Source organism: Streptomyces enissocaesilis, from assembly GCF_039533765.1.
Classification (GTDB): domain Bacteria; phylum Actinomycetota; class Actinomycetes; order Streptomycetales; family Streptomycetaceae; genus Streptomyces; species Streptomyces enissocaesilis.
This window is the reverse complement of sequence record NZ_BAAAUD010000106.1, coordinates 1-19,954: the sequence shown is the minus strand read 5'-3', so window position 1 is coordinate 19,954 and position 19,954 is coordinate 1. Positions and strand designations below refer to the sequence as shown.

Annotated in this window: 19 protein-coding genes and 2 pseudogenes; 9 read left to right on the top strand and 12 right to left on the bottom strand. The window is 67.9% G+C overall.

Annotated features, from left to right (window positions below; translation table 11 throughout):
- Positions 1-98: 98 nt before the first annotated feature.
- Positions 99-1,388, bottom strand: a complete 1,290-nt coding sequence (locus tag ABD374_RS32745; RefSeq protein ID WP_344500462.1) for an MFS transporter — start codon at positions 1,386-1,388, stop codon at positions 99-101.
- Entirely contained in the window at positions 1,388-2,281 is an 894-nt protein-coding gene (locus tag ABD374_RS32740; protein ID WP_344500468.1) for a phosphotransferase family protein, read from the bottom strand. Before ABD374_RS32740 ends, ABD374_RS32745 begins: the two co-directional genes overlap by 1 nt.
- Positions 2,282-2,788: 507 nt before the next feature.
- Here ABD374_RS32740 and ABD374_RS32735 point away from each other — a divergent pair.
- Together ABD374_RS32735 and ABD374_RS32730 are read left to right on the top strand one after the other, a co-directional pair.
- The gene (locus ABD374_RS32735) at positions 2,789-3,850 is read left to right on the top strand and encodes an IS630 family transposase (protein ID WP_344500460.1); all 1,062 of its coding nucleotides are present in this window, start codon (positions 2,789-2,791) and stop codon (positions 3,848-3,850) included.
- A 209-nt stretch (positions 3,851-4,059) separates the two neighbouring features.
- Entirely contained in the window at positions 4,060-4,923 is an 864-nt protein-coding gene (locus ABD374_RS32730) for a hypothetical protein (RefSeq protein ID WP_344500458.1), read from the top strand.
- Between the two features lie 115 nt (positions 4,924-5,038).
- On the opposite strand, the gene ABD374_RS32725 is transcribed toward ABD374_RS32730, so the two are convergent.
- From ABD374_RS32725 to ABD374_RS32700, 6 genes are all read right to left on the bottom strand, one after another.
- A complete protein-coding gene (locus ABD374_RS32725) occupies positions 5,039-5,974 on the bottom strand; it encodes a transposase family protein (RefSeq protein ID WP_344500456.1) in 936 nt (311 codons plus the stop codon).
- Positions 5,975-6,163: 189 nt separating this feature from the next.
- Positions 6,164-6,922, bottom strand: coding sequence for a hypothetical protein (locus ABD374_RS32720; protein ID WP_344500466.1), 759 nt, complete (start codon positions 6,920-6,922; stop codon positions 6,164-6,166).
- A gap of 528 nt (positions 6,923-7,450) precedes the next feature.
- Positions 7,451-7,756: a DUF6247 family protein gene (locus ABD374_RS32715; protein WP_344500464.1), complete on the bottom strand. Its 306-nt coding sequence runs from the start codon at positions 7,754-7,756 to the stop codon at positions 7,451-7,453.
- 76 nt (positions 7,757-7,832) lie between these two features.
- Positions 7,833-8,402 carry a hypothetical protein gene (locus tag ABD374_RS32710; RefSeq protein ID WP_344500454.1) on the bottom strand — a complete coding sequence of 190 codons (570 nt, stop codon included), beginning with the start codon at positions 8,400-8,402 and terminating at the stop codon, positions 7,833-7,835.
- 4 nt (positions 8,403-8,406) lie between these two features.
- Complete coding sequence (locus ABD374_RS32705; RefSeq protein WP_344500452.1) at positions 8,407-8,742, bottom strand: hypothetical protein; 336 nt, start codon at positions 8,740-8,742, stop codon at positions 8,407-8,409.
- A 338-nt stretch (positions 8,743-9,080) separates the two neighbouring features.
- Entirely contained in the window at positions 9,081-9,995 is a 915-nt protein-coding gene (locus tag ABD374_RS32700) for an EamA family transporter (RefSeq protein ID WP_344500450.1), read from the bottom strand.
- Between the two features lie 84 nt (positions 9,996-10,079).
- On the opposite strand from ABD374_RS32700, the gene ABD374_RS32695 reads away from it, so the two are divergent.
- The 3 genes from ABD374_RS32695 (at position 10,080) to ABD374_RS32685 (ending at position 12,026) form a co-directional block, all read left to right on the top strand.
- Entirely contained in the window at positions 10,080-11,003 is a 924-nt protein-coding gene (locus ABD374_RS32695; protein ID WP_344500448.1) for a LysR family transcriptional regulator, read from the top strand.
- A 60-nt stretch (positions 11,004-11,063) separates the two neighbouring features.
- The gene (locus ABD374_RS32690; protein WP_344500446.1) at positions 11,064-11,354 is read left to right on the top strand and encodes a cupin domain-containing protein; all 291 of its coding nucleotides are present in this window, start codon (positions 11,064-11,066) and stop codon (positions 11,352-11,354) included.
- 63 nt (positions 11,355-11,417) lie between these two features.
- On the top strand, positions 11,418-12,026 hold the full coding sequence (locus ABD374_RS32685) for a GNAT family N-acetyltransferase (protein ID WP_344500444.1): 609 nt from the start codon (positions 11,418-11,420) through the stop codon (positions 12,024-12,026).
- 211 nt (positions 12,027-12,237) lie between these two features.
- Here ABD374_RS32685 and ABD374_RS32680 read toward each other — a convergent pair whose 3' ends face one another.
- Positions 12,238-12,990 carry a transposase family protein gene (locus ABD374_RS32680; protein ID WP_344500442.1) on the bottom strand — a complete coding sequence of 251 codons (753 nt, stop codon included), beginning with the start codon at positions 12,988-12,990 and terminating at the stop codon, positions 12,238-12,240.
- A gap of 101 nt (positions 12,991-13,091) precedes the next feature.
- Here ABD374_RS32680 and ABD374_RS34830 point away from each other — a divergent pair, with 101 nt between their 5' ends.
- The gene (locus tag ABD374_RS34830) at positions 13,092-13,217 is read left to right on the top strand and encodes an integrase core domain-containing protein (protein WP_425577409.1); all 126 of its coding nucleotides are present in this window, start codon (positions 13,092-13,094) and stop codon (positions 13,215-13,217) included.
- A gap of 49 nt (positions 13,218-13,266) precedes the next feature.
- Positions 13,267-13,392, top strand: a pseudogene (locus ABD374_RS32675) (nucleotidyltransferase domain-containing protein); the annotation flags it as partial.
- 277 nt (positions 13,393-13,669) lie between these two features.
- Here ABD374_RS32675 and ABD374_RS32670 read toward each other — a convergent pair.
- Positions 13,670-14,935 (bottom strand): IS701 family transposase, encoded by a 1,266-nt coding sequence (locus ABD374_RS32670; RefSeq protein WP_344500440.1) that lies wholly within the window; start codon positions 14,933-14,935, stop codon positions 13,670-13,672.
- Between the two features lie 467 nt (positions 14,936-15,402).
- Here ABD374_RS32670 and ABD374_RS32665 point away from each other — a divergent pair, with 467 nt between their 5' ends.
- Positions 15,403-15,714: a hypothetical protein gene (locus ABD374_RS32665; RefSeq protein ID WP_344500438.1), complete on the top strand. Its 312-nt coding sequence runs from the start codon at positions 15,403-15,405 to the stop codon at positions 15,712-15,714.
- 69 nt (positions 15,715-15,783) lie between these two features.
- Here ABD374_RS32665 and ABD374_RS32660 read toward each other — a convergent pair whose 3' ends face one another.
- Complete coding sequence (locus tag ABD374_RS32660) at positions 15,784-16,776, bottom strand: LacI family DNA-binding transcriptional regulator (RefSeq protein WP_344500436.1); 993 nt, start codon at positions 16,774-16,776, stop codon at positions 15,784-15,786.
- Positions 16,777-17,297: 521 nt separating this feature from the next.
- Here ABD374_RS32660 and ABD374_RS32655 point away from each other — a divergent pair.
- Complete coding sequence (locus ABD374_RS32655; RefSeq protein ID WP_425577410.1) at positions 17,298-19,022, top strand: discoidin domain-containing protein; 1,725 nt, start codon at positions 17,298-17,300, stop codon at positions 19,020-19,022.
- A gap of 718 nt (positions 19,023-19,740) precedes the next feature.
- On the opposite strand, the pseudogene ABD374_RS34825 reads toward ABD374_RS32655, so the two are convergent.
- A pseudogene (locus tag ABD374_RS34825) lies at positions 19,741-19,851 on the bottom strand (IS30 family transposase); the annotation flags it as partial.
- Positions 19,852-19,954 lie beyond the last annotated feature (103 nt).

Genomic DNA, 19,954 nt, shown 5'->3' with positions numbered 1-19,954 from the left:
TCAACCCGCCCCCATCCGCGTATCTCATACACCACGGATACAGCCATCCACCCACACCCCCCAGGGACTTCGCGAGAATTCACCCCGACGAGCGCAAGTCAGTAAGAGGAGCGCGCCGCGTACCTCATCCTCCGGCCTCCCGTCAGTTGGAAGGCCAAGGTCACCAAGAGGAAGATCACTGCCGATACCCCTCCCACCGCCCGTGTACCGAACAGACCGATAAGTGCGCCCCCTGCCGAAAGGCCGATCGGCCCGGCCAGTTGGGCGATGAGGCGGTACATGCTGTTCACCCGGCCACGGAGATTGTCCGGGATGATGCTGTTCCGGTAGGCGTACAACGTCGAGAAGTACAGGGGCATCACGAAGCTGATGACCCCGTAGGCTCCCACCACGACGGCCATCCCAGATGAGAAGGCGAAGAGTAGGTTTCCCAGCGCCCAGGCCATACCGCTCAGGAACAGTACCCCCGCAGAGCCTAGTCTGCGTTCGAGAGGGGCCGTGGCGATGCTGCCCAGGACTCCCCCGGCAATTCCGAGAGCAAGCAGTCGGCCTGTCTCCTCAGGGTCCATCCCGAAGCTGCGGGCGAAGGTGATGAAGAGGATGCCCAGAGGTGCGAGCAGTACACAGTTGGCAAGGTTGGTCAGGGCCAGGCTGCGCAGCACTGGGTCCCTCCACAGGAACAACATTCCGACGCGGGCGGACTTGGCAAGCGACTCCGACTCCTCGGGAATGGTCCGCGCCATGGGGGTACGTATCAGAGACACCGCGACAGCCGCCACGCCGTAGCTCAGCGCGTCAATGCCGTACGCGTACCCGACTCCGATAGTCACAGTGCTCAGCGCAATGACAACGCCCGCCAGTGCCGGCCCGGCCAGGTCTACGACTGAGGTCGTGCCCTCCATCCAACCGCTGGCCCTGACGAGCGCTCGCCGCGGAACCAGTTGCGGAAGGATCGCATTGTCGGCGACGGAATGAAAAACGTAGAAAGTTCCCGATATGAGAAGTGTGGCGGTGAGCACCGATAAATCCTCGCCACCCATCATGAGGTAGATCCCGAATGTCCCGATACACACGCCCCGCATGAGCCCGCACACCAGCATCACCGTGCGTCTGTTCCAACGGTCGACCAGGACACCCGCCGGGATGGCGAGGAGTAGATAGGGGAGGCGTTCCAGCGCGGCCAGCAGCCCGGCGCGGCTGGGAGAGTTGGTCAGGGACAAGACCAGAATGGGAAGCGCGAAGTCCGTGATGGCAGTGCCGAGCTGCGTCACTCCCCTCCCCAGCCAGAGGCGGAGGAAGTCGTGGTGCTGCCACAAGGAGGTTGAGTCGTCCCGGACTGCCTCACCGGTCTTCCGCGACCGCTGATCGCCTAGCGGTTCCTGCACCATCAGCGAGTGCCAAGCTTTGCCAACTCGGCCTCGATGTTCCTCACCATCGGGGCGATCCAGTCGCCCTCTGCCGCGATCTCCCACATGAGGGCGTGGATGGCCCAGACGACCCGGTGCGGACCCAGTAGCGAATTGAGGTCGGAAGGTAGCGGATGGACTTCCAGATAGGACGACAAGAACGCTTCCGGTAGCACCCCGTCTTCGGACTGCATGGACAGCCGGGCCAGGTCGAGCAGGGGGTCGCCGCCAGCGGCATCCGCCCAGTCGATGATCGCCTGGACCGTCCCCCGCTTCTCGAGGATGTGCCGGGCATGCAGGTCCCCATGGAGCAGGCGAGGACCAGCCGTCGAACTCTGGGCGGCGCGGTGGGATGCGTGGATCACCGCCGCGGCGGTGGCCTCGGACAGGACGCCGGCCTCCCGCAGACCGGACACACGTTGCACCAGTGCGGCGAACTCGTCCTGCTTCGTGGCGTACTTCGGACCCTTGAGATGACCGAACTCGGGCAGTTCCACCCGGTGTAGAGCGGCGATGTGACGGCCAGCCTCCCGAAGGCCGGCGTCACTGGACGCCGCCTCACCCTCGCTGCATCGCATCAGAATGAACGGAGAGGGAAAGGGATCGGGCTCGGCGTCCATCACGACGGTTTCAGGAACCGGCACGCCCTGCCCCGCAGCGAGGCCGATCGCTACGCGCTCGGCCTCGAGTTCTTCCCGTGAACAGCACTTAAGTACCCAACAGTTTCCGCCAGACCGGACGAGTAGGGTCAGATTTCCCGCGAATCCGGGGAGTTTCAACAGCGCTGGCCTTTGCACGCCCAAGAGCCCGGCCACTAGACCCTCCACCGCCTTCAGGTCAATTCCAGAACGATTCTCGGAAGACCCAGCATTCATTGACATGTCGCACCTTCCCAAGACTCCGCCGCCGACCACGCGCCATTTAGCCGTATATGCGCAAAATGCGAGCCACCCAAAAGCATCCCATGACACTAAAGGCCTGTCTACTGCTATCGGGTGTTCGGCAGAGCAGGGAGGCCGAAATCAACTCCGTTGGCTTGAATTACCTAGCGGGATCTTTTCACTTCAACCCTACTTGTTCCTCGTGGCGGTGCGTTGCGGACAAAAGGGATTGATCACGAATAACAGAACCATCGGGAAGGTGGGCCTTGACACGCGCGCGCCCGTCACGCATAGGCTGAGCACCGCGATAAACTGCACGCCCTACATCCTGTCGGAACGTACGGAATCGCTCGGCAGACTCGGAAGTGAAGTGAAGAAACACTTAGTTTCGTATTGGCACAATAGCGGGACCACGAAAAATGCGATGACCATTCCGCGCAATCTCATTGCGGCACCTTATTTGATCCGAAAACGGTTTGTGTTCTGGGTCGTTGGACGTGTGTGAGCGATCTGGTGGGGGACGCGCGACATCTGTCGCCGTCGGCGCAGGAGGCCCTGCGGTTGCGGGCGGTGGCCGCGTTGGCGGCGGGCCGGGACCGTGAGGACGTGGCGGCAGTCTTCGGGGTGTCGCTGAAGACCGTCGACAAGTGGTGGGCGAAGTGGCAGGCAGGCGGCCGGGAAGCGCTGGTGATGCGCCCTCGCGGGAAGCCGGTCGGGGTGCATCAAGTGCTCGGGGAGGCTGAACAGGCCGCCGTGCGGCAGGCCGTCCTCGACCACCGGCCCAGCGAGGTGGGCCTGGGCGGGCAACTGTGGACGCGTCGGCTGATCGGTGAGCTGATCGCGAAGCTGTACCGGGTGAAGCTCACCGAGCCTGGAGTGGGCAAGTACCTCAAGCGCTGGGGGCTCTCTTTCCAGCGCCCGGACAAGCGGGCCGTAGAGCAGGACCCCGAGGCCGTCGCGCAGTGGCATGCCGAGACCTGGCCAAGGATCCGTGCGAGGGCGAGGGCCGACGGCGGTGAGGTCCTCTTCGCCGACCAGGTCGGGATCCGCTCCGACCAGGTCACCGGCCGGACCTGGGGAGAGAAGGGCCGAACCCCGATCGTGCGGCGGAGCGGCAACCGGTTCTCCGTGAACGCGATGTCCGCGATCAGTACCAAGGGCCGGATGCACTTCATGGTCTTCACCGAGAGCTTCACCGCCGAGGTAATGTGTCGCTTCTTGGACCGGCTCGCCGGCCACTTCGACCACAAGATCCACCTCGTGGTCGACGGGCACTCCGCCCACCGCTCGAAGAAGGTCCGCGACTGGCTCGCCGCCCACCCCGACGCCGTCGAGCTGCACTTCCTCCCCGCCTACTCGCCCGAGCTGAACCCGGACGAGCTGGTCAACGCCGACCTCAAGCACAGCCTCCCCAAGCAGCACCGGGCCCGCGATCAGACCGAACTCGCCTCGGAGACCCGTCGCTTCTTCCGCAGACGCCAGCGCCAACCGCACATCGTCCGCGGCTACTTCGGTGGCCCACACGTCCGCTACGTCCTGAACGAGAACCCCATGAGTTTCTGATCAATAGCCACTACATCCACCGAACTTACGAAAAGATCAGTAGACGCGGGGACTCGCGGCGTTGTCAGTGGTGAGGCCCATGATGGTGTCCATCTGTCTGCGGACGAGAGGACCACGTGACTACCGCCTATGCCCTGACCGTGATCGAAGAACACGGTGCCCGTCCCGGCCTGACTGGGTTCATCGAAAGCGTGCACTCCGTGATCAGCATGGTCGCCGACAGGTCCGGTGTTCCGGAGATGGAGCTGACGGTGGTGCTCACCAGCGACATCACGGCATCGATCCGCGCACGCAGAGATATCGAGAGGGACTTCACTCCCGAGCGGTCCGGCGGCATGGTGAAGGGCAAGACGATCAGTTTGGTCCGGAACTTCAGCGATACCGTCATCGTCCTCGACACCGGTGACGTGGCAGCCGGGGAAGAGTTGGACCAAGTGGAGTTCCTTCATTTGGTCCTGCACGAGTACGGGCACGCTCTCGTCGGTCGGCTCCGTGCGGCTGCCGGTACCCGGCCTCCCAAGACGACCCGTTCCAAGACACCGGAGGAAGTGGCGGCAATCTGGGCGTACGAGGCCGCCGACGAGTTCCGCTGCGACCTGATCTCCAATACCCTCCTGGGGAAGTTCCTCAACGTGACGCCAGGTGGCGGCGAGCCCCGTCCGCTTACTTTCGCCGACCTCGTCGGTGAGGGCTACCGAGAAGCTTTCGCCGAACTCCTTGATGCCGTGCACCCCGGCTGGCCTGACCTGGTGTACGCCTACCGAACGCACCAGATCGGGCTAGACGAGATGTACGAGGGTCTGCTCTTCGGCACCGGCGCGGTTCTCAAGCTGATCGCGCACGCCGATGCAGTGGAGGAAGCGAGCGGGAACGCTCCGCTCCTGGCCAACTACTCGGACCACCCGGCTGTTTACAGGCTCCTCGGTCCGGTCTGGTCACCCATCCGTGAAGTGCTGGCCTCGACTCCTACGCTGCCCTCACTGGCCGAGTTCGCGGCCGTGGACCGGGCCATTCAGGACTGTGGCCAGCACATGGCCGCCATGTGGGCGTCCCTGGGGTCACCGCCCACCTGACGGACGACGACGAGCTCTACGTGTCGGTGAACTGAGTATCCCGCCCGTCGACCTTACGGCCTCGGGGGAAATTGAGATTCGGGCGTGCCGGCCTGGCGGTTCGGCTGGTGGGTGATCAGCAGGTCACGTCGCGGACGAGGACGAGTTCGGTGCTCGTCTCTGGGCGGGTGACCCGCTGTGCGGATCGGTCAGAGACCAGGGAGGCGATCGCGAGGTGCGTTTCGGCGTAGATGTCGCGGCGTCCGGTGAACCGCTGCAGGGGCGCCCACTGGCGGAGCTCAGCGTTGGTGTGTTCCACGCAGATCCGGGCCGAGGACTGCCGCCGCCTCGTCTCGCGCCAGGCGTACTTGTCGCCGTCGCATGCCTCGTCCTTGGGCTTCTTCGGCGGTGCGCTGACCTGGCCGGGGAACTCCTTGGCCAGCCCTGCGTATCCGGAGTCGACCTTGGCCTTCACGCTTGGCCGGTTGCGGAACTGCTCGGCGATACCCTCGGTGCGGACGGCGGTCTGGTCGTGCATCCGGCCCGGGCGGACCACGCCGGACAGCAGCATGCGGCCTTGGCCGTCGCTGAAGGTGGTGGTCTTGATGGTGTTCTGCCTGCGCTTGCCGGAGACGAACTCACGGCGTCCGGGACGCCCGGCCTGTGGGCGCCTGACCTGCGTCTCGGCCCCGTCGAGCCGCATCTCGACACCTTCCGCTTCGGCATAGGCGAAGACGTCCTCCAGCGTCTTGAGCCGCAGGCCGGGCCGGTCGGGCACCGCGAAGCCGCGGGCCGCCAGGAGCGGGCGGAGCTGCCGGATTGCCTCGGAGACGGTGGAGCGGTCCACCTCGAAGAGCTCGGCGAGAACCTCGTGCGGCAGCTGGTGTCGCAGGTGGACCAGGGTGACGAGCAGCCGGTCGAAGAAGACCAGCTTCGGCTTGCGGCCGGCCCCTTCCGCCCGCTTGCGCTCTCCGCCGCGTGCTGCCCGCAGCGTGGACTGCCGGGCTGCTTCCCACGGTCCGGCGACCTCGGCGAACAACTCGCCGAAATGTGCGCGGGAGACACCCGACAAGGCAGGATGGGAACAGGCCGCACGGGCCCAGGTCAGCTTCACAACTCACCCAACCCGTGCGGTCCTTCTCATGTCACGGCCTGACCGGGACGATCACCATTTCCGGCTCTGTCGCAGATCTTGTGGCGCGGCCTGTTTGGGCCCACGTGCCTGGATAGGCGGACAGGTAGCACCGTGCGGTTCGGGGGATCAGTAGCGGTGGCCGGGCCAGTGCGGGTCCTCCCAGCGGTCGGGTCCGGTGACGCCGAGCAGGCGTATCCGGTGAAGTAGATCCTCGGATGCGCCATAGGCACGAAGCCGGGCAGGCGTGTGGCGGACAAGCCAGGCAGTCAGCTCGGCGCGCATCTCTTCCTCGTTCTCCCAAGCCTGCCAGGGAAGTTGGTCACCGAACAGTTCGTACTCCCAGTGCGCTGCCGCTTCGGCCAGGTGTCGGTCGGCCACAGGGTCACTCAGCGCTTGCCAGGTGTTGAGCCACGGGCTCAGCGTGCCCGTGGCCTCGGCGCCCAGGACGAGGAGGTCATGCACAGGTACGGCGGGATCGGGATCGGTGAGGGTGCAGGCCCACCAGGCCTGCAGGAATTCCTCCACTGCAGTGGCCTGCTCGGCAGGCCACTGCTGCCAGTGGCCGCGAGCGAATGAACGCCCGACCTCCTCCGTGCCGAAGAGGGGCAGGATGAGGCCGCTGACGAGGGCCGAGGCGAACTGGGGCAGGATCCGGCGCAGCACGGATGCGTGATCGTTCCAGTCGATGGCCTGCCATGTGCGCTGCAGGAGATCGGGGTCCAGCTCCGAGTCCGCCACCTTGAGCTGCGCGAGGTCTTCCGCGCTACCCCAGTGGCACTCGCAGTTGGACTCGTCGGGGTGAGCGGTCATCCCGCGGAACGTAACGGCCAGGCCGTCCAGCGCGGCGTCGAGGCGAAGTCGTGCGCGGGGCTGATCGAGGTTCATCATGGGCGTTTGCCTTTGGGGACTCCGGGAGCTTGCACCGGCCGAAGATCGCCAATTTACCGGGCAGGATCCCGACTGTCATCAGCATGGCTGCGTCTCTGCGTCTCCACTCTTGCAGTGCTCGCGATTGCCCAGAGACGGGTCACAGGATCAGCGACAGAGCCCCATTTCCCCCGAGATCGTTAGTGGAGCTGCTTAGCATGTGAACGCCTCGTCTCCGGTCCGGCAGCTGCAATGCCGGACCGGAGACGAGGCGTTGTCGTACACACTGACTGCTGTCTATCCGAGCCAGACGATGTCCAGCACGGACAGGTGCCTCATGGCGCGGTTGGCGAAGAAGATGACCGACGGATGCGATCCGTACGTCCTCGCCCTCCGGGTCGTCCGCGTCCCACTGCGGAAAGCCCCACGGATGGCCGGCTGCGGCGTCCAGGACGTCCCAGGCCATCTGCTCCACATGTTCTGGCAGAGCATCAAGCACCTTCGCGGCCGGAGGCGACAGCCGGACCGCGTACGGCTGCTGTCCGCTCACCGGCGCCTTCTCCGGATCTCTTCCAGGTCGACGAAGCCAGCGTCGTCCTTCCCCGAGGCGAGGAAGGCGTCGACCGCCGGAGCGGAGGCGAGGCGGGCCTGCCAGACCTGGACGACCTCGTACAGGGCGGCGAGGGAGAACGTCTTGCGGGACTCCTCCAGCACGGCCGTCCGCTCCTGTTCGAAGGCTGGCCCCCAGGTGTCCGCGCGTCGGTCGGCGCGCAGCTGGGCGAGGAGTTCGGCTGGAGCCCCGGGTGCGGGGGCGTACGGCGGGACGGGGGCGTGGTCGGGCTGCGCGCTCATCTGGTCCTCCCGGCGGGTCGTCACCTCACGGTACGCGCGCCGGGTGGCCGTGGATGCGGACATGCGGTGATCCCTCCTACCGGGTGCGCAGGGCGCGGGCGAGGGCCTGGGCGTGCTCGCGCAGCGGCAGGTCCTGCTTCTCCCAGGTGGCGGCCACGTAGTTGAGGAGTTCGGCCGTCGCCCGTTCCGAGTCGCTCGGGTCGCTGGTCAGCAGCCGGTCGGCGGCGTAGGCGACGTCGGTGGCTGGGGAGGCAGGCTCCTCCTCGTAGCCGGGGCAGGGGGCACCGGTCAGTGTGAGGGTGTACTCGTTGCCGGTGCGGGTGAGCGCGGTGACGGCGTCGAGGCGGTCCGGGCCGAAGATCACCCCTTCCCTGCCGAGGGCGGCGCGAACGAAGTGCGGGTGGTTGCCGATTGCGGCGGCGACGGCGTCCCAGGCGTAGGCGACACACTCAGCGTCGGGGACCGGCTCCACGGTGGTCAGGGACAGTTCGTAGCCGATGCCGTCGGCGTCGCGGAACCAGACGGTCTCGTCGCCGGGCTCGGGCGGGGCGACGAAGGTGATGTGGGGGCTGGCGCGCAGGGCGTCGGCGATGCGGACGGCGTCGTGGTCGGCGTCGAGCAGCGGGCTCTTGTCACGGTCGTACACGGGGCTACTCCTGGGAGCCGGGGGCGGTCGAGGATTGCAGGACGATGTGGCCGAACCCGAACTGCGGCCGGCGGGTGGTGTAGCGGAAGCCGGTCAAGATGGTGCCGAGGGCGCTGTCCATCGCCGATCGGACCATCTCGTAGCGGATGACAGCCTCGTCGTCCGTGCGGTCGGCTTCAACCATGTCGAGCGCCGCGCGGTCGAGCCGGGCGTGGGGCAGCCAGTCGACGACGACTTGGGCGTCGTCGTCGAGGTGGACCACGACGCTGCCCTGGTCCTCGTCCGTGAGCGGTGCGGGCGGCGCCACGTGCAGGTCGGCGGTGGCCAGGTCGAGCCGCACCTGTTCGAGGAGCAGCTCGGGGGCGACAGGGGGAAGCCCTCGGCCAGGTGGAGAAGGGTGGCCGCTTCCTCCTCCTGGCGCTGGTAGCCGTCCGCGGCCTGGCGGTTCGCCGCACGTTCGGCGTCGTTCTTCGGGTCCGGGTACGGGTGAGCCGAAGCTCAGTAGTTGTCACCGGAGGAGCCGGTTGAGCTGGTGAATGAGGCCGGTCGAAGCAGTCGGGTTGTCACCGATGAGGCACGCGGCTTGTCACATATGTTCATTCGGCAGCCTTTCTGTCACCAGTAGCGAAGAGCGAGAGCCCATAGCTCTCTGCACCGATGTCGGCGCTTTGCCGCCGCTCACGACGCCTGTTGAACGCGGGGTTTCGGTGCGGGCGGCATGCCGGGGAGCGGGCGGGCGCCGGTGCGGGTTGCGCCCATGCCGGCGATCACGACGAAGGCGATACCGACCGCGGGTGCCAGGCCAGGTATCTGGCCGAGTACGAGCAGGCCGATCAGCGTGGCGATGGCGGGTTCCAGGCTCATCAGGGTGCCGAAGGCGGAGGTGGTGAGCCGGCGCAGGGCGAGAAATTCGAGGGCGAAGGGGAGCACGGGGCTCAGGGCGGCCAGGGCGAGCATGATCCACAGGGCCGGCCAGGTCACGTGGGCCGAGACGGTGGGTGCGGCGATGAGCATGCCGAGAACGCCGGCGACGGGCATGGACAGGGCCAGGCCCTTCAGTCCGGTGACGCTGTCGCCGACGCGCTGGGTCAGCAGGATGTAGGCGGCCCAGCAGGCCGCGGCGGCCAGCGCGTATCCCGTGCCGAGCGGATCGAGGCCACCGTGCCAGGGCTCGGTCAGCAGCACGACGCCGACCGCGGCCGCCGCGGTCCACACCTTGCGCCCCCGCCCGGGCCCCAGCAGAGACACGGCCAGCGGGCCGAGGAACTCCAGCGCGCTCGCGGTGCCCAGCGGCAGGCGGGAGAGGGCGAGCATGAAGAACATCATCATCCCCGCGGTCGCCACGCCGAGCACGGTGCAGGCCCCCAGGTCCTGGCGGGTGAAGTCGCGGCGCCGGGGCCGGACGAGGAGGAGCAGGAGCAGGCCGGCCCATCCCAGGCGCAGTCCGGCCGTGCCCAGCGCGCCGAGCTGGTCGAACAGGGGCACCGTCAGCGCGGAGCCGAGCTGGACGGCGGACATGGCGGCCAGGGCCATCATCAGCCCGGTCTGGGCGCCGCTGGGGCGCGGCCGGTGTGGAGGTGTCTGCGGACTCATGGGCTCCAGTAGAGGCTGCGGCCATTGTTCGTGTCCACGTGCCGATCATGGATGGTTCGTTCGGGAAACCTGGACAATGAGGCCATGGAGACACGACGGCTGCGGCTGCTGGTGGAACTGTCCCGGCTGGGATCGATGCGCGCGGTCGCCGACGTTACGGGCGCCACCACCTCGACGGTTTCGCAGCAGCTCGGCGTCCTGGCGAAAGAAATGGGCGCGGCCCTGATCGAGCCGGACGGGCGGCGGGTCAGGCTCACCCCGGCGGGCCGCCGCCTGGCCGAGCACGCCGCGGTGATCCTCGCCGCGGTGGAAACCGCCCGCCTCGACCTCGCCCCCGGGGCAGAGCCCAACGGCACCCTGCGGGTGGCCGGATTCGCCACCGCCATCCGCGCCCACCTGCTGCCCCTGGTCACCGAACTGGCCCGCACCCATCCACGGCTGCACCTCCTGGTGCGCGAGCACGAACCCGCCGAAGCCCTTCAGCTCCTGGCCGCCGACGAGACGGACCTGGCCCTGACCTACGACTACAACCTGGCCCCGGCCGACCCCGACCCCACGGTGCACACCACCGCACTGTGGACAGCCCCGTGGGGCCTGGGCATCCCCGCCCACACCGAGGTGCCCGACACGGCGGGCACGCTGGGAGTCTTCGCCCGCTTCGCTGCGTACGACTGGATCGTCAACTCCCGCAACACCGCCGACGAGACGGTCATCCGCACCCTGGCCTCAATGGCAGGGTTCACCCCCCGCATCACGCACCAGGCCGACAGCCTCGATCTGGTCCAGGGCATGATCACCGCAGGGCTCGGCGTGGGACTGCTGCCGATCGGCACCCCGACCTTCCCCGAAGTCCGCCTGATGCCCCTCACCGGTCCCCAGGTGATGCTGCGGGCCCACGCCGTCGCCCGCCACGGCCGCCTCACCTGGCCCCCGTTGGCCCTGGTCACCGATCTGCTCGCCCGACGCGCCGCGACTACAGCAGGCGTCATCCCCGCTCCGGCACGGTGAGAACCGCCAGCTAGCCTGCCACCAGGGATGTTTCCGCCAACGACAGCAAGGACACCGGCCATGACGAGTACGGCCCGCGCGAGCGTGCAGCACGAGGACGAGCGGGTGCGGGTCACCCGCTGGGACTTCGAACCCGGCCAGAGCACCGGCCGCCACGTGCACGAGCACGACTACGTCGTCGTCCCCCTCACCGACGGCCAAACCGACGTGATCACCCCCGACGGCACGGTCACCTCCTCGCAGCTGCGGGCGGGACAGTCCTACGCCCGCCCGGCCGGCGGCGAACACGAGGTCGTCAACGCCGGCACCACGCCGCTGGCCTTCGTCGAGATCGAGATGAAGAAGAAGTAGCCCCGCCCCCGGGCGACGAAATCCGTCGAGCGCCGGGCGGGTCCGCGCGGTTACGGTACGGCGATGACCAGCGCCTACCTTCCCGTCCCCGCCAGAATCGCCACCCCCAAGGACATCGACGCGATCGTCGAAGTGATGACGACCGCCTTCTTCCACGACCCGCTGTGGGGCCCGGCCTTTCCCGACGAACCACGGCGCGCCCTGCAGGCGGCCACCATGTGGCGCCTGTACGTCACCTCCGCACAGCGCTACCCCTGGACACTGGTGACGCCGGGCGCGGAAGCCGCGGCAGTCTGGATCCCGCCGGGCGGCACCGAGCTCACCCCGCACGAGGAAGCCGGCCTGGAGGAACTGCTGACCCAGGCCGCCGGAACAGAAGCGGCCAAGGCCATCCTGGCGATCTACGACCAGCTGGAGGCCGCCCACCCCGCCGAGCCGTGCTTCTACCTCACCCTCCTCGGCGTCCACGACGACCACCGCGGCAACGGACTGGGCATGGGCCTGCTCGCCGAGAGCCTCACCTGCATCGACACCCTTGGCGCCCCCGCCTATCTGGAATCATCCAACCCCGCGAACATCGCCCGCTACCAGAGAGCGGGCTTCACCCCCCGAGACGAGATCACCATCGCCACCGGTCACGTGGTGACCACCATGTGGCGCCCGGCCCGCTGAGCCGGTCCCGAGGACAGTCGTCGACCAGGGCCAGACCACCAGGGTCGCTGATCAGCCAGTCGGGCAACGGCTCGCAGCTTCGCCGGTGACAACAAGCCTGCCTACGTGACAACTACCGTGCTTCGGCTCAACGGGTAATTGATGCTCGCCATAAAGGGCTCCGAAATCAGTAGTCGAGATCCAGGTAATCAATGAGCCTTTTCCATCTTGATCAGGAGGCAAGTTCGAGGGTGACGACGGCACGGACGACGGCGGTGATCCGGGTGGTGCTGCAGCGGAGCTTCCGCAGGAGCCGCCAGCATTTGAGGGTGGCCATGGCACGTTCGCCGAGACTGCGGATCTTGGCGTGATCTCGGTTGTGACGCCGACGCCAGCCGCGCAGACCCTTGCCCCGGAACGGGACGCGGACAGCAGGACCTGCGCCCTGATACGCCTTGTCCGCCCAGCACTTGATGGCGTCGGCGGCGAGAGCTGCGGGAATGCCATGGGTCCGGGCCGCGGTCAGATCGTGCACGGCCCCGGGTAGCGCGTCCGAAGCCCAGATCAGACGGCCGGCGGGATCCGCGAGGACTTGCACGTTCGTCCCGTGGTGCTTCTTCTTCCCCGAGTAGTACGGCCGGTCGGCGGCGATGCGGTCGATCGCCAGCACGGTGCCGTCGAGGATCACGTACGCCTTCTTCCGCACGGTCTCCATGGCCTGTTCCAGCGTAGGCGCGAGTGCGGCCAGGAGGTCGACGGCCTCGCGTATGGAGCGGTAGGCCGTGGCGATCCCGATGCGGAAGCCTGCGGCGAGACGGGCGTAGGTGTCGCCGCAACGCAGGTGGGCCAGGACGAGCAGAGCCTGCCGGCCGCAGGTCAGGCGACGCCACCGGGAGCCGATACGGCGGCGGTGACCTGCGAGAAGACCGGAGAGGTGGTGCAGGGTGCGGCTGGACAGATCGATGGCGGACGGGTAGACAAGCACGCGAAAGCTCCTGGCGGACTGGTGATCTTGGTCGTGAACCCGTCTACCAGGAGCTTTCTTCACGTCCGCGGCCGGGGCCGCCCGCCCAACCACCCGTCAGGTTGAAAACGGCTCAGTGGCTCACCTACTACAACACCCGAAGGCGCCACAGCGCCCTCAACTACCTCTCACCCACCGAGTTCGAACGGCAGCTCCAGAGAGAACGTAGACTCACACTCGCAGCATGAACCCCTGTGTCCACACTCCGGGGGACGCCTCACCGGCACGATTCAGCACAGCACCGTTCCCTGCCTGTCCGCCGAACAGCAGGTCTACTTCCACCAGGGCTACGAACCCACCGAGCGCGACCGCCACGACATGGCCCGGCTCCGAGAAGCGTTCGGGATCACTACGCACTTCTGACCCGCTGTATTCCCTGTGGCGCAGGTCGGCCAGCAATGCCCGGAGGGTCCAGGTGCTGAGGGTTCCACCTCGGCGTCAGGTGGCGATGGAGTGCGACCCCTGCGGTATGCAGTGTTACGTGTCCGGTCCGGGCCCAGAGCTGATGCGTTCTCAACCGACGGGATAGTAGGGCTTGGTCAGGTCGGGGCTGGTGTGGGTATGGCGCGGTGACAGGTGGGGCAGGCGCCGGTCCATGTCGCGAGGAGGGTCTGAAGCTCGCGGACGACTTGGTAGAGGCTCAGGCCGGCGCCGCGTCTTTTGGGGCCCGGGCCAGTCGTTGCAGGGTGCAGAAGGCGTGGGCGGCGGTGACGAGGGTGGCGTGGTGGTGCCAGCCGCCCCAGGTGCGGCCCTCGAAGTGAGCCAGACCCAGGGCCTGCTTCATCTCCCGGTAGTCGTGCTCGATGCGCCAGCGGAGCTTGGCGAGCCGGACCAGGGTGGTCAGCGGGGTGTCGGCGGGCAGGTCGGACAGCCAGAACTGGACCGGCTCGGCCTCGGCGGCGGGCCATTCGGCCAGCAGCCAGCATTCGGGCAGTTCCGGGCCGTCGGTGGCCTGCCGGATCTCCCGTCCGGCAGGCCGGATCCGCAAGGCCACGAAGCGGGAGTACATCCGCTTGACCCCCGAGCGGCCGGTGCCCGGCCGGGAGCCCTCACGCCACTGCACCGGCCTGGCCGCCTTCCGGCCCGCCGCGATGACCAGCTCTTTCACCGACCGGGGCGGGTCGGGGTACTTCGGCACCGGCGGGCGTCCATTGCCCGAGTACGGCTCACACACCGGGACCGCGTGGGCGGGTTGTGCCGACATGGTGGTGGAGATCCCCACCACGTAGTTCAGGCCGCGGGCCTGCAGTCCGTGCCGAAAGGCCGCAGCATCGCCGTATCCGGCGTCCGCGATGGCCAGCGGCACGTCGAGTCCCCAGGATCGGGTCTCGTCGAGCATGTCCAGGGCCAGCTGCCACTTCTCCACGTGCCCGACATCGTCCGGGATGCCGCAGGCGGTGCGGCGGGCGACCTTGCTCGGATCGGCCTTCGGTGAGGCGGGATCCCAGGTCTGGGGCAGGAACAGCCGACAGTTGACCGCCGCCGAGGCGTGGTCGGAGGCGAGGTGGAGCGAGACGCCGACCTGGCAGTTGGTGACCTTGCCCGCGGTGCCGGTGTACTGCCGCGACACGCACGCCGAGGCGGTCCCGTCCTTCAGGAAGCCGGTGTCGTCGAAGACCACGGCCTTCGGCCGGATCGCCGCCTCCATCCGCCAGGCGAGCTGGGCCCGGATGTGTGCCGGGTCCCAGGGGCTGGTGGTGATGAAGTTGGCCAGAGCCTGACGGTTGCCGTCCTCGCCGAGCCGGGCGGCCATCGGCTCGACTGACTTACGCTGCCCGTCGGTCAGCAGTCCCCGTAGGTAGACCTGCCCCCACCGGCGCTGGTCCTTACGCGCGAACGGCTCGAACACCTCCGCCGCAAATGCCTCCAACTCCCCGCGCACCAAACCAATCTCGTCCGGAGTCACACACCCTCAACGCCACACAGGGCCCAAAGGACACGCAGCACCACAACCGACCTGACCAAGTCCTAATAGGAGCGGGCACGGGAACTGTTCGTTCGGCAGGCCGGGCTGGTCCTCGCCCAAGCAGTCGGTGACGTGCTGCGACGGGTCGCTGCACGAGAGAGCGTCCTGACGCCCTGGACGGAACCGGAAGGCCAGGTTCGAGGGTGAGGCTGGTGACGGCGTAGACGGTCTTCGTCTGGACCTCGCCGGTCTTGCCGTTGACACGGCGCCGTTGGATCTCGACGGCTTGGACGGCGTGGGGGGAAGAGTGATCCGGCTTGGACGACGCGCACTTTCAGCCGGCTTACCTTGCGTCGTCCGTGCCCGGTGGTGCGGGTGCGGTCCAGCAGCGGTATCTGCTGCCAGGGCAGGCGGCGTAGTTCCTCTGGTTGCCCTTGACGGCCAGGAGGCAGCGCCCGCCGACGGCAATGATGCTCTTCGAAGACTTGCGCTGGGTGCACCGCGTCGGCGGTGACAACCACGCCATGCAGGCCGAAACGGGCCAGCAGAGCGGTGAACGCCGGGGCCTTGTTGCTTCTGGCCGCCACATGGCACTGGGTGATGACGGCCTGGCTGCTGTGCAGGACGGCGGCCAGCAGATGGACCGCCGTTTTGTCGGCGGTGCGCGAGCCACACACCGCCTTGCTGTCCGTCACCAGCCCGACCAGGGCTTTTTCCTCCTCGACGAAATCGGCGGCGTGGCGGACGAGCCAGGTGCGACGGTGTCGTCCGGCGGGTAGTCGTCGATTGTCGTATGCCCTCGGTGCCGGTCTGGGCCGGGCCGTCTGAACCGGGTGGCGAGCCTCCGCTCAGGTGGACTCCCGCACTACCAATTCGTTTGGCATGATCACCGGTTCTCCAGTCTGTCCTGCCAGCAGACCGAGCAGGAGGCGGACGGCGGTCAGGGCCTGGTCCGCCATCGGACTGCGGACCGTGGTCAGCGCCGGGGCGCTGTAGGCAGCGGCCTCGATGTCGTCGAAGCCGACCACGGCTACGTCGTCCGGTACGCGCCGCCCCGTCTCTCTCAATGTCCGCAAAGCACCGATCGCCATGAGGTCGTTGGCCGCGAACACCGCGTCGAGGGACGGCTCGTCGGCCAAGAGCTGACGCATGGCCTCGGCGCCGGAGATCCGGGTGAAGTCGCCCAGTGCCACCAGCGGGCGTCGGCCGGTGTCGCGCAGGGCCTCGCGGTAGCCCGCGAGCCGTTCGCGGGCGTCACTGAGGTCCAGCGGCCCGGTGACGGTGGCGATGCGCTGTCGCCCCCGGTCCAGAAGGTGGCGCACGGCAAGTGTCGCGCCGCCGGCGTTGTCCAGGTCCACATAGGGCACGGTCGGGGCCGCGGTGCGGCCGAAGGAGACCACCGGCAGCGATGTCCTGGCCAGCACGGCGGGCAGCGGGTCGGCACCGTGCAGGGAGAGGAGCAGGACGCCGTCCACGTGGCCGGCGGCCACATGGCTCTCGACGCGGGCCCGGCTGCGGTCGGACTCCGCGAGCATGAGCACCACTTGCTTGCCGGCCGCCTCCAGCTCGCGGCTGGCGACCCGCACCACGGTGGAGAACAGCGGGTCGTCGGAGAGCACCCCCTGCGGCGGGTCGGAGACGACCATTGCGACCGCGTCCGTCCTGCGCGTCACCAGGTTGCGGGCCGCCGCGTTGGGGACGTACCCCAGTTCGTGTACGGCGCGCATCACCAAGTCCCGGATCTCCGGTGCGACGGTGTGCTCACCGTTGACGACCCGCGACACACTCGACTTGGACACCCCGGCGCGCGCCGCGACCACGGCCAGTGTGGGGCGTCTCATCCCAGCACGCCTCGCTGCCCCCGGTTCCATTTTCTGCCCCCGTCTGCCGTTCCCGTGCTGCCGCGCGCCCGGTCTCACCGGACCGCTGCCCGGGCGGGGCCGCGTCGGCGTACCGTCCTGCCTCGACCCTACGAGATGCCCGTACGACCGCAATGCCCCGGCCCAGAAGAGGCCGACGCGTGTGCGGGTTCCCGTTCCATTCCGGTGGTCGACGCGGCACCGGAGCTGTTCAGGGAGCGTTCCCTCAAGAGGAGAGGGGAGGCGGGCAGGCGAGAGTAAGAACGGGTGGGGATCGGGTCCGCGCGGCAGTGGCTTCCGTTCGGTCGGAACGGTGGCGCATGACCCCTCAAATGTGCTTGGGAAAGCTAAGTTTGATGGGGAATCAGATAATGCAAAAGGTTCTCCCGAGATGAACCGGAACCCTTGACACCTCCCCTCGGCGGCAGCAGGCTCCCCCTCCAGGGAGCGCTCCCTGACCTTCTCACCCCACGCATTCGCTTCGAGGAGCCGCCATGAGTCCGATGCGCCGCCGCCTGGGCCTGCTCATAGCCCTCGCGGTCATCCTGCTGTCGCTCGCCGGCCTGCCCGGCCCCCCACCCGCCCACGCCGCCGACACTCTGCTCTCCCAGGGCAGACCGGTGACGGTCTCGTCCACGGAGAGCCCGTTCGCCGGCGCCAACGCCGTGGACGGCGATCCCGGCACCCGCTGGTCCAGCGCCTTCGCCGACCCTCAGTGGATCCAGGTCGACCTGGGCACTTCTGCCAAGATCAGCGAGGTCGCCCTGAACTGGGAGGCCGCCTACGCCAAGGCCTTCCAGATCCAGGTGTCCGCCGATGCCCGTACCTGGTCCACGGTCCACGAGACCGCCACCGGCACCGGTGGCAATCAGCGGCTGACCGTCTCGGGAACCGGCCGCTACGTCCGTGTGTACGGCACGCAACGGGCCACCCAGTACGGCTACTCGCTGTGGGAGTTCCAGGTGTACGGCACCAAGGACACCGGCGGCGACCCGGATCCCACCCCCAGTGAGAAGCTCCTGTCGTACGGCAAGACCGGCGCGGCCTCCAGCTCGCAGACCGACGGCAACTGCTGGGAGTGCACCCCGGCCCGCGCCTTCGACCGCGACCCCGCCTCCCGCTGGGCGACCAGCCCCACGAACGGCTGGACCGACCCCGGTTGGATCTCCGTTGACCTGGGCGCGACGGCGCAGATCAGCAAGGTGGTGCTCCAGTGGGACCCGGCCTACGCCAAGGCCTTCCAGATCCAGGTCTCGCCCGACAACACGAACTGGACCCCGATCTACTCGACCACGGCGGGCACCGGGTTCAAGCAGACCCTGACTGTGTCCGGAACCGGCCGGTACGTCCGCATGTACGGCACGCAGCGGGCCACCCCCTACGGCTACTCGCTGTGGGAGTTCCAGGTGTACGGCACCGGCGGAGCCCCGGTCACCCCGCCTCCGCTGCCGCCCGACCCCGCCGACCCGCCCCGGATCGTCTGGCAGGACGAGTTCAACACCCCGGCGGGCACCAAACCGGACCCGGCCAAGTGGACCGCGGACCCCGGCACCGGCCCCAACAACGAGCTGGAGTACTACACCAACCACGACAACGCGAGCATGGACGGCACAGGTCACCTCGTCATGGAGGCACGCAAGCAGGCCACCCCCGGCACCTCCTGCCCGACCGACCCGCTCACCGGAAGCGGCACCTGCCAGTACACCTCCGCCCGGATGAACACCGGCAACAAGTTCGAGTTCACCTACGGCCGGGTCGAGGCGCGGATCAAGGTGCCCAAGGGCAACGGCCTGTGGCCCGCCTTCTGGATGATGGGCGCCGACTTCCTCGACGGCCGTCCGTGGCCGTACAACGGCGAGGTCGACATCATGGAGGTCCTCGGCAAAGACGTGAAGACCTCGTACTCGACCGTCCACGCGCCGGCGTACAACGGCGCCGGCGGGATCGGAGCTCCCTACAAGCTTCCGGGGGACGTCGACTACTCGGACGACTTCCACGTGTGGGCCGCCCACTGGGACAGCAAGGGCATCGTCTACAGCCTCGACGGCCGGACCGTCCTCACACTCGACAAGGCCCAGATCGAGCAGACCCGCGGCCCGTGGGTCTTCGACCACCCCTTCTACCTGATCCTCAACCTCGCCGTCGGCGGTGACTGGCCCGGACCGACCGACGCCTCGACCCCCTTCCCGGCGAAAATGCTGGTGGACTACGTGCGGGTCTACCAGTGACACGTCAATCGTGACCGCCCCCGGATGAACCCCACCGGCCGTCACCGGCCGTCAGGCAACCGTGGACCAGGGTGGCCGGGATCAGCGATCCCGGCCACCCCGCATCTGCGAGGGCGCGCGGGATCTCGCGCCCCTTGCCCCGTTCACCCGGGGAAGCTCTGGGCGCGTCAAGAACGCATGATCCGGCACGGCAGCAACGGCAGCTCCGTTGCGGGCGCTCCACCTCGACGCCAACCCGGGGTCGGACCGCAGGGCAGGGCAACGGCATCGACGACCCGGCAATGGCCGACAACTGATCGGTCCGGCCACTGCCGCCGAATCGTATGAAGGGTAGCGTCGGGTCGTTGGGTGCTTAAGCCCCGATCGGAACGGAAAGGGCACCCCCGAGGCCGCTCGTTCCCCGGTGATCAAGCGGCCAGCTCTTGCCCGTCTACCAGCGACAAGCAAGTTCGCGCGCCCCACGGCTCTGCTGTCCTGGGCAAGGGGCCGGTCGTGCACAAGGAGGGCGTCGCTGGGAAAAGAGCTCTGCGGTTGACAGGTTGGTCAGGTGGCCAGTGGCTGGGCGACAGCTGTGGCCAGCGGTGCGGTAGGCCGGCCCAGGATGTGGTTGAGGTCGCGGGTGATGTGGGTCAGTGCGCCGTGGGAGATGTACAGGTCGGCGTCGACGATCAGATCGGCGGTGTGGGAGGGCAGACCGGACTGGGTGAGGGACGCTCTGCCTGGTGCGCTCTCGCGGGATGCGCAGTGAGCGTCCGGTGCGCAGGCAGGCGACCAGCTCGCGCTTGAGCACCCCGCGCCCTTGCACGCAAAGGGCCTGGTAAATCGCCTCAGAAGCCGTATCTCAACCGAATGCGATCTGTTGATTTTCCCTGGTCAGGCATGGGTTCGGGTGGGGTGAGGGAGAGTTCCGATGTTCTGTTCCGCTGTTCGGT

Bases quoted from the DNA above. Each gene is read 5' to 3' on its own strand.
- ABD374_RS32745 (WP_344500462.1), bottom strand. From the start codon at position 1,388: ATGGTGCAGGAACCGCTAGGCGATCAGCGGTCGCGGAAGACCGGTGAG.
- ABD374_RS32740 (WP_344500468.1), bottom strand. From the start codon at position 2,281: ATGAATGCTGGGTCTTCCGAGAATCGTTCTGGAATTGACCTGAAGGCG.
- ABD374_RS32730 (WP_344500458.1), top strand. From the start codon at position 4,060: ATGGTCGCCGACAGGTCCGGTGTTCCGGAGATGGAGCTGACGGTGGTG.
- ABD374_RS32720 (WP_344500466.1), bottom strand. From the start codon at position 6,922: ATGAACCTCGATCAGCCCCGCGCACGACTTCGCCTCGACGCCGCGCTG.
- ABD374_RS32715 (WP_344500464.1), bottom strand. From the start codon at position 7,756: ATGAGCGCGCAGCCCGACCACGCCCCCGTCCCGCCGTACGCCCCCGCA.
- ABD374_RS32700 (WP_344500450.1), bottom strand. From the start codon at position 9,995: ATGAGTCCGCAGACACCTCCACACCGGCCGCGCCCCAGCGGCGCCCAG.
- ABD374_RS32695 (WP_344500448.1), top strand. From the start codon at position 10,080: ATGGAGACACGACGGCTGCGGCTGCTGGTGGAACTGTCCCGGCTGGGA.
- ABD374_RS32690 (WP_344500446.1), top strand. From the start codon at position 11,064: ATGACGAGTACGGCCCGCGCGAGCGTGCAGCACGAGGACGAGCGGGTG.
- ABD374_RS32685 (WP_344500444.1), top strand. From the start codon at position 11,418: ATGACCAGCGCCTACCTTCCCGTCCCCGCCAGAATCGCCACCCCCAAG.
- ABD374_RS32665 (WP_344500438.1), top strand. From the start codon at position 15,403: ATGATGCTCTTCGAAGACTTGCGCTGGGTGCACCGCGTCGGCGGTGAC.
- ABD374_RS32660 (WP_344500436.1), bottom strand. From the start codon at position 16,776: ATGAGACGCCCCACACTGGCCGTGGTCGCGGCGCGCGCCGGGGTGTCC.
- ABD374_RS32655 (WP_425577410.1), top strand. From the start codon at position 17,298: ATGCGCCGCCGCCTGGGCCTGCTCATAGCCCTCGCGGTCATCCTGCTG.